At 38.0% G+C, this 13246-nt stretch carries 8 protein-coding genes; 1 reads left to right on the top strand and 7 read right to left on the bottom strand.

Annotation, left to right across the window (positions count from 1 at the left end):
• Positions 1-31: 31 nt before the first annotated feature.
• Genes V7S76_RS10570 through V7S76_RS10555 form a run of 4 tightly spaced genes read right to left on the bottom strand, consistent with a single transcriptional unit; the run spans position 32 to position 6782 of the window.
• Positions 32-1048, bottom strand: coding sequence for a PDDEXK nuclease domain-containing protein (locus V7S76_RS10570; RefSeq protein ID WP_459510071.1), 1017 nt, complete (start codon positions 1046-1048; stop codon positions 32-34).
• A complete protein-coding gene (locus tag V7S76_RS10565) occupies positions 1041-2666 on the bottom strand; it encodes an HsdM family class I SAM-dependent methyltransferase (RefSeq protein ID WP_459510070.1) in 1626 nt (541 codons plus the stop codon). The genes V7S76_RS10570 and V7S76_RS10565 overlap by 8 nt, the downstream gene beginning before the upstream one ends.
• Positions 2667-3665 carry a virulence RhuM family protein gene (locus tag V7S76_RS10560; protein ID WP_459510068.1) on the bottom strand — a complete coding sequence of 333 codons (999 nt, stop codon included), beginning with the start codon at positions 3663-3665 and terminating at the stop codon, positions 2667-2669. It abuts the gene before it with no gap.
• A gap of 48 nt (positions 3666-3713) precedes the next feature.
• The gene (locus V7S76_RS10555; protein WP_459510067.1) at positions 3714-6782 is read right to left on the bottom strand and encodes a type I restriction endonuclease subunit R; all 3069 of its coding nucleotides are present in this window, start codon (positions 6780-6782) and stop codon (positions 3714-3716) included.
• Positions 6783-7199: 417 nt separating this feature from the next.
• On the opposite strand from V7S76_RS10555, the gene V7S76_RS10550 reads away from it, so the two are divergent.
• Positions 7200-8873 carry a sodium/sugar symporter gene (locus V7S76_RS10550; protein WP_459510066.1) on the top strand — a complete coding sequence of 558 codons (1674 nt, stop codon included), beginning with the start codon at positions 7200-7202 and terminating at the stop codon, positions 8871-8873.
• Positions 8874-9491: 618 nt separating this feature from the next.
• On the opposite strand, the gene acs is transcribed toward V7S76_RS10550, so the two are convergent.
• Genes acs through V7S76_RS10535 form a run of 3 tightly spaced genes read right to left on the bottom strand, consistent with a single transcriptional unit; the run spans position 9492 to position 13184 of the window.
• The gene (gene acs / locus V7S76_RS10545) at positions 9492-11381 is read right to left on the bottom strand and encodes an acetate--CoA ligase (RefSeq protein ID WP_459510065.1); all 1890 of its coding nucleotides are present in this window, start codon (positions 11379-11381) and stop codon (positions 9492-9494) included.
• Positions 11382-11393: 12 nt separating this feature from the next.
• A complete protein-coding gene (locus V7S76_RS10540; protein ID WP_459510064.1) occupies positions 11394-11612 on the bottom strand; it encodes a DUF6814 family protein in 219 nt (72 codons plus the stop codon).
• A 12-nt stretch (positions 11613-11624) separates the two neighbouring features.
• On the bottom strand, positions 11625-13184 hold the full coding sequence (locus V7S76_RS10535; protein WP_459510063.1) for an MFS transporter: 1560 nt from the start codon (positions 13182-13184) through the stop codon (positions 11625-11627).
• Positions 13185-13246: the final 62 nt, after the last annotated feature.

The raw sequence follows: 13246 nt of genomic DNA, 5'->3' as shown, positions 1-13246 counted from the left end.
TTCCTTTCCCACTATTTTCATCCTATTCATTTTATGCGTTTAACGTATTGCGAGCAATGCGCTCTTTGGCTTCTATCAATAATTGGTGTAGCTTTTGTTGCAAGGCTTGTTTGCTTGGCATTTCGGTCCAATACTCCGCTACCATGATTCCGTCTTTGTGTAATTCCAATAATTCTACTTGTTCTTTATTGCTTTCGGCACAAAGTATCAAACCAATGGGTTCGTTTTCGCCTTCCTGTTTTTCGTATTTGCTCAGCCATTTTAAATACAATTCCATTTGTCCTTTATGGGCAGCCTCAAACTTGCCCAATTTTAATTCAATGGCTACCAAGCGTTTTAGTTTTCGGTTATAAAATAAAAGGTCTAAGTAAAAATCATCGCCATCTATAATCATGCGTTTTTGGCGTTCCATAAAGGCAAATCCTTTGCCCAACTCTAAAATAAAGTTTTCTAATTCCTGCAAAACGGCTCTTTCTAAATCCTGTTCTAAGTAGGTGTTTTTTAGGTTTAAAAAATCTAATAGATACGGGTCTTTAAAGGTGTTTTTGATTTCGGATGAATGATTAACCAATCGCATGTTGGCAATTTCGTTGCGCTCAAAAGCTTTTCTTGCAATTTGGTTGCGTAATTCCCGCACACTCCAATATTCACTACTACATAAATGGGCATAATATTGCTTGGCTTCTGTATTTTTAAGGGGTATGAGTACCAAAAAATGACTCCAGCTCAATTGTCGTGACAGTGTAACGACAATTTCCAAATCGGTAAATTGTTCTGAGAATTGCATCATACGTCGCAAATTCTTCTCTTCAAAGTTCCGCCCGTACTTACTTTGCAATTGTCGTGCCACTGTCACGACAGTCTGCTTACCATAATCTGCCCGCTTGTTTAACAGTATTTCGTCATTAATTCGTTTGCCAATTTGCCAAAACAACTGTGTAAGGGCACTATTAGCCTGTGTAGCAATGTGGCGCTGACTTTGCTCAATTAGCAAGCTGATATCGCTTATTAAATCAGTATCTCCATGATTGATTTCTAATTTACTCATACTTCAACCCATTTAATTGTTGCTGAATTTCATTTTCTAAGGTTTTTGATTCGGCAAAAAGACTGTCTAAATTGGCTTTAAAGCCATTCATTTTGGATTCAAATTCCGCAGGACTAATGTCAGTGTATTCAATCTTCACCTCAAAATATTGCCCTGCACTAAAGCTGTAATTCTTTTCTTTTATCTGATCGTAAGAAACTACCACGGTAAAGTCTTCAATGGCTTCATGTTGATTAAACGTGTTGATGATCTTTTGTTCTTCATCAGGAGAAAGCAAGGTTTTCTGGTTTTTACCTTCTTTTACCGTAGTGCCTAATTTAGACGCATCCATTAAAACGATGTCGCCTTTTTTGTTGGCATTATCAATAAACAAAATGCTCACGTTAGTACCCGTAGTGGCAAAAATATTGCTCGGCATACTGATTACCCCGCGCAGCATTTTTTGTTCTACTAAACGTTCCCGTATTTTGCGCTCAATGCCACTTTGGGCTGTTATAAAACCAGTTGGCACTACAATGGCTGCTTTACCTTTAGCAGAAAGCGAATGCATGATGTGCTGAATGAACAAAGGGTAAATCGCCATTCCTTCCTTTTTAGCTTTGGGTACATTGGGCATGCCCGCAAAAAAACGATCGTGGTTTTCTTTGGTATCTAAATCCGTTACATAATCGCTAAAATCCAATTTAAACGGTGGGTTAGAAACAATAAAATCAAATTGTTTCAGCCTACCATTGGCATCTTTATGGTACGGCTCTAAAATGGTGTTGCCCTTTACAATATTGGGGATCGAGTGCACCAAATCATTCAAAATCAAGTTTAAACGCAATAGGTTAGATGATTTCTGCGAAATATCCTGCGAGTAAATGGTACACTTATCCTCACCAATGGCATGCGCCAGGTTCATCAATAATGTGCCAGAACCTGCAGAAGGATCGTAACAGGTGACATCTTTTTCAGGCTCCGTTACCAAACATTGAGCCATGATTTTAGCTACAGCATGAGGGGTGAAATATTCGGCATATTTACCTCCACTGTTGGTATTGTAATCGCTAATTAAGTACTCAAATATGGTCGCGTAAAAGTCAAATTTTTCGTGAAAGATATGTTCAAAACTAAAATTAACCAGCTTATTGATGATGGCTTTACAAAAATCATCACGCTTATCCGTAACGTATTTACTGATGTTTTCGAATAGGACGATTTTTTCGCCCCCTTCAGTCACTACGGAGAAGATATCGCTGTTTTCTTTGGCAATATCCAATAAAGTGCTGTCAAATATCTCGGCAAAATTGGCCTCGTTTTGGCGTTCAAACAAACTCGATATAAATTGCTTTGGCTGCAAGTGAGCGGTACTTTCGCTCAACTGCATCATGAGCATTTCGTAATCGTTGGTAGAATATTTTTTCAGCTCCACTGCCCAATTTTCAGCCTTGGCTAAATTGGGTTCTAATTGTTTTATTTCATGAACAAACTTGTCATTTAAAAATTTATACAGGAATACCTGGGTAATAATTTTAAATTCGTTGCCATCATTTCCCAAACCGTAATTGGCACAAACGCTTTTTAAATCGTCAATAAGGGCTTTGGTTTGTTTTTCAAATGTTGCTGTTGTAGTCATTTATTTGCTTAATTTTTTAATATCATTTTCTAGTTCTTTCAGGCTTTCCGCTTTCTCAATGGCTTTTTGAACTTCCCTGTATTTTTCAAATTCTACGGATGATTTTTCCAATGCTTTTTCGTGACTAATTTTTCCAGCATGAGTGAGCAACTCTCTTCCATTGAGTTGTAAAATACTATCCAAACGTTGAATCCAGTCTGCCATGTACATGGGAGTGCGTTGCTGTGCCATTGTTTCAGCAAATGCCAAATACTGCTCTACCAATAAACCCAGCAGTTTTATTTCATCTTCATTCAAGTAATTTTTAGCAATGCTCACATCCGATTTCTTGATCGAAACAGCATTTTTCTTGTCATAGGATTGCATTCCCAACAAGGGCAAGTTAGCATCCGCTCTGCGGTACACCAATTCCGCTGCTGTTTGTTCGCTTATGGCCCACAGTAATTTATTTTGTACCACTTTAAAAAACTCAATTGTTTTTTCGTCTTTTGGCTCGTAATCAATGCTGGTGGTGTAGATATCCTTTATTTTTTGATAGAAGAACTTTTCAGAAAGGCGTATTTCCCGAATTCGTTCCTGTAATTCATGGAAATAATTCATTGAATTACCCGATTTAAAACGGTCATCATTTAAGGCAAAACCCTTAATGATGTATTCTTTTAGTCGCTGGGTAGCCCAAATACGGAATTGGGTACCTTGGAGTGATTTTACACGATAACCAACCGAGATGATAAGGTCTAGGTTGTAGTGGTCTATCTCTCTTTCGACTGTTCTTTCGCCTTCTTGTCGAACTTGTCGGAATTTCCGACAGGTTCGATTTACATCCAATTCGCCTTCTTCAAAGACATTACTAATATGCTCGGCTATTGTACTTCTACCTTTACCAAATAGAGTTGCCATTTGCTCCTGTGAAAGCCAAACTGTTTCCTCCTCCAGGCGTACATCTATTTTGATATTTCCTTCGGTATTCTGATAAATGATAATTTCTCCAGTGTTCATCTAATTATTTAATGACAGCGATTTTTTGATTTTTATTTCAGTCGAATTTTAGGCAACTCTGCCATGAAATTCATTCATATATTCTTTCACCATTAAGCCATTAATCACTTTTGCTTGTTCGGCATTTAAGGGTAGATGATGTTTGTTTTTTAATTGCTCAATGACCATTTTAACCATCATACGTTCCACATAACTTTCATTCTCCATCATTTTAGAGTTTTGCAATACTTGGGCATCTACCTCTTTTTTCAAACTCTGCAATGCCTCAAATAATTTACTCTCGCTATCGGTCAATGGGTCTTTCTCCATTAATCTTTTGTGCAAGCGAGCATATTTTGCATCATTAGCGTATTTGGCTTTGAGCAATTGATTGGTGCGTTCTAATTCTTTTGAAGATTTGTATATTTTCTCAAGTTCCTTGATGTTACTTTCCATCTCTTCCTTGCTTACTTCGTTTAGGTTTTTCTTTTTAAACAAGCGCTCCAATTCTTCTTTTAATGAAACAAACATGGGGTCTTTCGGGTCAAAATTGCCGCCCAACGATTCACGTGTTTTTTGCAGGATATTTTTCAGTTGATCTGCCAAAACCATTTCTTCTTCTTTCACTTTGACAAAAGCAAAAAGGACATCTTCTAAGGCAATATTTAGCAGGTTGCTGGTATCAACATTGTTTTCCAACGCTTCTTTGGTATTGATAATCGATAAACGGTCGTTGGCTGCACGTGATAATTGAGTGAGCTTATGAAAGTCTAACTGATCCAGCACTTCATAATTTCCTGATAGGCGTATAATGTTATACAACTCTCGAGCGTAGTTTAGTACCTTCACAAGTTCCAACATTTGCTTTCGGTCGTTAATTTGAGTTACTTGTTGCGAAAAGACCTCAGAATTTTTCGTATCGTACCTAAACAAGACATCTTTTATTTGTTGAATCTCAGCAGTAATTTCATCGGCACTTTTAAAGATATTGGAGTAATGCTGCATTTCATCTCCAAGTTCAGATTGGAGCTCATCGAAATAGGCACGATTAGTTTTATCGAACTCTTTTTGAATATCTGCAAAATCAACAACATAACCGTACCTGAAATCTTTGTAGGTTCTATTTACTCGTGTTAAAGTCTGCAAAAGGTTATGGGCTTTAATTACACGTCCAATGTAAAGCTTCTTTAATCGTGGTGCATCAAAACCCGTCAACAACATATTGTAAACAAATAGAAAATCTATTTTACCCTCTTTGAAATTCTCAACTTTTTCTTTCCGCTCATCTTTGGTGCCAATATCATGAAGAATCAGTTCCGCGGTCTTTACCTTATTGTCAAAATTCTTTTTTTCACCATAACTCGTTCTAGGTTCTGCAGCCATTAACAGACTTTCTTCTTGACTTAGCGCATAGTTCGATTCAAATATTTCAAACATCATTTTGGCTTGATCAGAAGAATCACAAACCACCATACCGCCAATGGAATTGTCGTTCATGGCAATTCGAGCATTCTCAAAATCACGAACGATGTAAGCCAACATCGGTTCTACAAATTTCTCGTGCGAATAAACGATCTTTTTTTCTGCATCGCCTTTCAGCAATTTAATGTCTTCAAGCGCTTGCTTTAAACTGAGTTTGTAGGTTGTTTCTATCTCTTCTCTGATCAAACGCAAGGTATAACCATCGGCAATGGAAGAATTATAATAGTATTTGTGAATATAGCCTCCAAATAAAGATTTTGAATTAAAGTCGGTACCCAATAATGGCGTACCCGTTAGACCGATTTTTATCGCATTGGCGTCTGATTCGTGCAAATTGGCCAGGAAACTGCCTTTTGGATTATAGCTTCGATGTACTTCATCCAAAAAATAAACACGTTGTATATTTAAGTTGTAATCATTGTTTTTAATCACATCCGTATCATCCTGAAATTTTTGAATGTTTACAACGGTGATTTCAGCTTTGCCCGAATGATTGTGTATGACACTGGTCGACTTTATATCACGAGAAAATGCTTCCCTTGAATTGATGTCATGCACCCCAAGCCCTCTACTCTTAAATTCCTTCCCAGATTGGATCAACAAATCAATTCGGTCAACGATAAAATAAAACTTTGGTACAACGCCCTTTGAGTTGAAATAATCGGTAAGATATTTCACGCTGTAATATGCCAAAGCGGTTTTTCCACTGCCCTGTGTATGCCAAATGATTCCTTTTTTTACACCTTCCTCAAGTTTCTTTTCAATTGCTTTGGTAGCAAATAGCTGCGGGTAACGCATAATATGCTTTTCAAGCCCATTATTCCCCTTCACGTAAGCCAATCCATATTGCAATAAAAAGGATAAGCGATCACGTTGAAACAAGGATGTACAAATTCTATTGGTAGGGGTATCGGGGTTTTTATTGGTGATAAATTCTGATGAATGTTTAATACCCACTAAATTGGTGTCCTTTAGAATAGCGGTTTCTATTTCATCTGGAACGTCAGACAGTAGGGTCGTAAGATCAAAATTCTCTTCTTCTCTAAAATAATTGAATCCAGGTTTTTGATAGGAAGCAGTGGCGTAGAACGCCCCTTCAATGGGTAAAGGAGAATGATTGTCATACTCCATGTTATTGGAGAATACCATCAACTGCGTAAGGTTAACAAACTTCCTAAATTTCTTATTCTCGAATCGAGTTTGAATACGCTTGTGCTCTGCTAAAACACCATCTTGATTATTAGGTTTCTTTACTTCTATAAAAGCTAATGGCATTCCATTGATTAAAAGAATGATGTCTGGACGAAACTCGTCATCATCTTTTTTGTAGGTAAGTTCAGTAACAACATTGAATGAATTATTTTCGAAGTTCTCGAAGTCAATAAGTTTAGTTCCTGATGTTGCAGTTAGCTTTTCATAAAACACTTTCCCTAAATCCTCATTTTCCAAACTCAAAGAAACTTCATCATAAAGTCGCTTTACATCAGCATCGGTAAAATCAGGATTGATACGCTTGATACTAGCATAGAAAATTTTGGTGAAAATATTGGTAGTCTCATCCCAAGTTTGATTCTTCAACGATAGGTACTCATATCCCAACCGCACTAAGTGCAGGATGGTTGGGATTTTCACTCTGCTGTTTTCGTTAAAAGCCATTAATTTGTTTTCATTTTCAAAAATGTAAATATCGTCATTATTTTGAGTAGGTAGTCAAAACCCTTCGTGTCGTTTATTCGACTACTATTTTAATTTCCCTAAAATAAAACAAGTTGATTTTTTTCTAATGCCATTTTCTAATTAGTAAAAACGATTAGCCAGAATGGTCGAGAATAAATTAAATATAGTTGAATGTACTAGAATGTTCATATTTAGTGGCCTTTATAAATTTTGAATTTTTAAAAATAATATAATTTCCAATGTTTTCTTTCTCTACACCGAAAATTCATTGACAAAAATGATGTTGTAATAGTTTTTTTTCATCTCGAGCTTTGTCTAATAGGTCACCCCTTATTTTTATTTTCTCCCTAATAGTACTATTTTAGTGAAATTTATTACCCTAAACAGAAAAACTCTATGCAGACACAAGGACTTCAGACACTGGATTATCTCGTATTTCTATTTTATTTTATCGTAGTAGCCTCTTATGGTTATTGGATTTACCAACGTAAACAAAGTAAACTAGCCTCTTCTAACGATTTCTTTTTGGCCGAAGGTTCTCTAACCTGGTGGGCCATTGGTGCATCTTTAATTGCCTCTAACATCTCCGCTGAGCAGTTCATCGGTATGTCTGGGAATGGTTTCCAAATCGGCTTAGCCATTGCTACCTATGAATGGATGGCCGCTGCTACTTTATTAATCGTGGCGATTTTCTTCATGCCCATATATTTGAAAAACAAAATCTTTACCATGCCGCAGTTTTTAACCCAACGTTACAATGAAACGGTGAGTTTGATCATGGCGGTGTTTTGGTTGATGTTATATATTGCGGTTAACCTTACTTCTATTTTATACCTTGGAGCATTGGCCGTAACAACTGTTTCAGGAATTGATTTTACCGTTTGTATGATTGGTATGGCGATTTTCGCTATTATCATCACACTAGGGGGTATGAAAGTAATTGGTTATACCGATGTTATTCAAGTGTTTTTCTTGGTGCTTGGTGGATTAGCTACTTCCTATTTAGCCTTGAACATGGTTAGCGATCACTTTGGTGGCGAGGGAGTTATCAATGGTTTATCTCATTTAGTGAACAAAGCTCCAGACCATTTCCATATGATTTTGAACAAAGGAAATGTCAATTATCCAAGCTTACCAGGATTAACCGTTTTAATCGGTGGTATGTGGATCATCAACCTAAACTATTGGGGTTGTAATCAATACATTACTCAACGTGCTTTAGGTGCAGATCTTCCAACCGCTAGAAATGGTTTATTGTTCGCTGCTATGTTGAAAATGATGATGCCAATCATTGTGGTTCTTCCAGGTATCGCTGCTTATTTGTTGCACCAAGATGGAATGTTCCAACAAGAAATGTTGAAAGATGGTGTGGTGAATCAAGATAATGCTTATCCAGTCTTATTGAATATTTTACCTACAGGTTTAAGAGGTTTGTCTTTTGCCGCTTTGACAGCTGCAGTAGTAGCATCATTAGCCGGTAAAGCCAATTCCATTTCAACAATCTTTACTTTAGACATCTATAAAAAATACATCAATCCTTCCGCTGATGAGAAAACATTGGTGAACATGGGTCGTATTGCGGTAGTTGTTTCTATGATTTTAGCCATTATCATTGCGCCAATGATGGGTATCGATAAAAAAGGTGGTTTCCAATTCATTCAGGAATACACAGGATATGTTTCCCCAGGTGTATTTGCTTTATTCATTTTAGGTTTCTTCTGGAAAGGAGCTACTTCCAAAGGCGCTTTGGTAGCCTTGATTGGTGGTTTAGCTTTCTCTTTGTTAAGCAAATATATTCCAACTTGGACGGGAGTGAACGATTGCCTATTCTACACAGCCGTGGCTGACGAATCAGGAGTTTACATGATTCCATTTATGGATCGTATGGGTTGGGTGTTTGTATTCTGTGTTTTGGCTATGGTGATTATCGCCTTCTTTGATCCAGAAAGCAAGAACAATCCGAAAGGTCTTGAAATCGATGCAACAATGTTTAGACCAAGCAATGGATTCATTGTTGGTGCATCTATTGTAACGATGATGATTATTGGGCTTTACACTTATTTTTGGTAAGTCTTTTTGATAAGTTTAAGAATGAAAAAGGGAGAAATATCGATTTATTTCTCCCTTTTTTGTGTTTGGTATTTTGGAATAAAATTTAAATCATTTTATAAGAACTAAAAGTTCGCCTATCATTCCACACTCGGCACAGCCGAGCGTGAGAGGGCCTATAAGCTATTACCTATTACCTATTAATGCGAATTTAGAGTTGAAATTATCATTAGGCTCAGTAGTAAACGTATGTTTAAAAACGAATTTGAATTTCTATTTTCCTATTTCTTTGACAGAAATGCAATTTATAGGCTAATTCTTTTTCTGTGGCATTTCTTTTTTTGAAAAAAAAGAAACAAAAAAACTTTTTTCTTTAGCTTAATCCAAGACGAATCAGTCAGCTAGAGCTGACTGACCGATTTTCACTTTGCTCTCGGCTATTTTCTTTGACCCTGTCGCACAGAGCCCATGCGCATTGTCAAAGCTCCGCCTACCGCTTCGTTCAAATCTTTCGTTAGGATTAAGCCTTGGCCATAATTGAAATATTTATAAAGAATGACCAAATGTTTTTTAACCCTTAATTCGCATTCTTACCTTTTACTATTACCTATTACCTATTACCTATTACCTACTACCTCATCAAACTCTCCCCTTAATAATCTCCTCCACCACGTTTGGATCCAACAACGTGGAAGTATCTCCCAAATTACTAGTCTCTCCTTCTGCTACTTTGCGCAGTATTCGACGCATGATTTTTCCTGAACGGGTTTTGGGTAATCCACTCACAAATTGAATTTTATCGGGTTTCGCAATCGGGCCAATGATTTTAGCTACTGTTGCGGCTATATCTTTACGAGTCAATTCATCGTTGATGGTTGGATGCTCGCAAATGACGTATGCGTAAATGCCTTGTCCTTTGATATCATGAGGGTAACCCACCACGGCAGATTCAACCACTCCGGTGTGCATATTGATGGCATTTTCAACTTCCGCTGTACCAATTCGATGGCCTGAAATGTTCATTACGTCATCTACTCGGCCAGTAATTCGGTAATATCCATCTTCATCGCGCATACATCCGTCGCCTGTAAAATAGAGTCCAGGATAAGTCGAAAAATAGGTCGATTTACATCTTTCATGGTCTCCGTAGGTGGTTCGGATGATGGATGGCCATGGATATTTGATGCATAAATTTCCATTGACTCCGTTGCCAATAATTTCTTTTCCATTTTCATCGACCAACATTGGTTGTACGCCTGGAAGGGGCAAGGTTGCGTAAGCGGGTTTTAATGGGGTAATTCCTGCCAAAGGAGAAATCATGATGCCACCCGTTTCTGTTTGCCACCAAGTGTCTACAATGGGGCAATTATTTTTTCCTACTTTTTCATTGTACCAATGCCACGCTTCTTCGTTCAAAGGTTCTCCCACAGAGCCCAATACCCGTAATGAGCTCAAATCTTTGTTTTCAATGAATGAATCGCCAAAGCCCATTAATGAACGAATGGCGGTAGGCGCTGTGTAAAATATATTAACTGAATGCCTTTTAATAATATCCCAAAATCTGCCTGCATCGGGGTAAGTAGGAACTCCTTCAAATAAAACCGATGTAGCACCATTTAAAAGAGGTCCATAGACTAAATAGGAGTGGCCGGTAATCCAGCCAATGTCTGCTGTACAAAAATAGACATCGCCATGATTGTATTGGAACACATTGGCAAAGGTATAGGCGGTGTAAACCATGTACCCACCGCAGGTATGAACAACACCTTTGGGTTTTCCTGTTGACCCAGAGGTATACAAAATAAACAATGGATCTTCGGAATTCATTACCTCGGCGGCACATTCTTCTGAAGCTTGCATTTCCTCTTCTTCCCACCAAAGGTCTCGGCCTTTGATCATGGAAATAGGTGTTTGGGTTCTGGTTTTAACAATCACCTTTTCGACGCTTGGGCAGTTCGCCAAAGCCTCATCGACCGTTTCTTTCATGGGAATATTCTTGTTCCCGCGGAAGGCACCATCGGTGGTGATAACAATTTTGCAAGTAGAATCGTTGATTCGATCGGCAATGGATTGGGCAGAAAAACCACCAAACACCACCGAATGGATCGCGCCAATTCGAGCAGTGGCCAATACTGCAATGGCTAATTCTGGAATCATGGGCATGTAAATACATACTCGATCTCCCTTTTGTACCCCTTGCGCTTTTAATACGTTGGCGAATTTACAAACACGTGTATGTAATTCTTGGTATGTTAAGGTAATGGCTGGATCACCCGGTTCATTGGGCTCGTAAATGATGGCCTTTGCATTGGGTTGTGTTTGGACAAATCGATCCAAGGCATTCGCGGTGATATTCAATTGTCCATCCTCAAACCATTTGACGGAGTAATCTTTGAAATCCCAATTTAGAATTTGGGAAAAAGGTTGTATCCAATCAAATTTTCGAGCAATTTCTGCCCAAAAATTTTCGGGTTGTTCAATACTTTTTTGATAGGCTTCTTGGTAGGCAGATAATGTTGTAATTCTCATGTGCGTAATAATTTATTTCAAATCAAATTCTCCGGTCAAGGCATAATAACCAAAAATGGTCATTCCAATGGAGATTAAAGGGGTTAAGACAAAGGTGTAAATAATGGCTGGAACGAGGTCATTTCCCCCTTTTGCCCAAAGAGGCAAGGCTTGAAAATAGAATAGATATACACCCGCACCCAATCCTAAAATGATCCAAACGATTCCTAAAATTCTTTTTAATCCGTTCATTTTTCTAGTTAATTAATCGGCCATGTTGCGACCCGTTCCTTTGATGTATATAAGCCCAATGACAATGCAGACTGAAATCAAGGCAATGGGGTAATTTAATCCTTCCAAATAGGGCTGGGCATAAATGGCAGAGCCACCTGCATCTTCTGCTATTTTATTGGCATCTTTGGCCGTTGTGACTAAATAAGTAGCGATAGCGGGCATTAATCCACCAAAAACTCCATTTCCAATGTGATAGGGAAGCGACATCGAGGTATATCGAATCTTCGTTGGAAACATTTCCACCAAAAATGCGGCAATTGGCCCGTATGCCATTGTAACAAAAGAAATCAAGAAAAAGACCATAAAAACCAAGGTCCATTTATCTGAACCATTAATGGTAATGGTGATTTTGTCTTCTGCTTTAGGAGCTTCTTTCGACTTATCTGCTAGCAAGGTGATTTTACTTACCTTTTTGTATTGAGTCCCATCCGTGTATTCGCTTGTGATGGTTTTGGTCAGCAATGAATCGGATGTTCCTTGGATGAGTGCAGTGTTTGTGACTGTTTTTTCAGAGGAGGCAATAATTTCCTTGTTTTTCAAATTCACCGTTTGGTACATTTTTTCAAAAATGGGTCGATAGCAAATGACACCCAAAATCATACCTGCCATCATGATGCCTTTTCGACCTATTTTGTCAGAAAGTCCACCAAAAAAGATAAATAGGGGCGTACCAATCAATAAGCCGATTACCATAATCGTGTTGGCTTGCGTATCATCGATATTGCAAATTTTGATCAAGAAAGTTTGAGCATAAAACTGACCGGTGTACCAAATTAATCCTTGCCCCATGGTGGCGCCAAACAGAGCTAAAAGGACATATTTTAAGTTTAATTTATTCCCAAAGGATTCTTTTAATGGATTCTTAGCGGTTTTTCCTTCTGCTTTTGCTTTTTCAAACAAAGGTGATTCAGACATATTTCTTCGAATCAAAAAAGAAACCCCCACCATAATGATGGATAATAGAAATGGAATCCGCCAGCCGAAGGCATCAAAATCTTCTGGACTCATGGATGCTTTGGTCAGCATAATTACTCCCAAAGAAATGACCAATCCGACAGTTGCTGTGGTTTGAATCCAAGAGGTAAAAAATCCTCTTCTTTCATCAGGTGAATGTTCTGCTACATAAGTGGCTGCTCCACCATATTCTCCCCCCAAAGCTAATCCTTGCAATAATCGAAGCGTTAAAACCAAAATGGGTGCTAATGATCCGATGCTTGAATAGGAGGGAATTAATCCAATAGCAAAGGTGGCTCCTCCCATCAACATTAACGTCACCATGAAGGTGTATTTTCGGCCAATTAAATCGCCTAGTCGACCAAAGAATAATGCTCCAAAAGGCCGCACAACAAAACCAGCGGCGAAAGTCGCCAAGGTATTTAAGAAGGCTGCAGTGGGATTATCGGTTGGGAAAAACTTGGTTGATAAAACCGTTGCTAAGCTCCCGAAAATGTAAAAATCATACCATTCAATCAGCGTGCCAACGGAACTAGCACTGATAATATAAGCAAGACTTTGCTTTTTTTGATTCATAATTGTTCCAAGGTTTAAAGCTGATTTAATTCCCGAAAATCATTTTTCTAAGAAGAAATTAA

Source organism: Aquirufa sp. ROCK2-A2, assembly GCF_054558485.1.
This window is presented reverse-complemented; position numbering and strand designations above follow the sequence as displayed.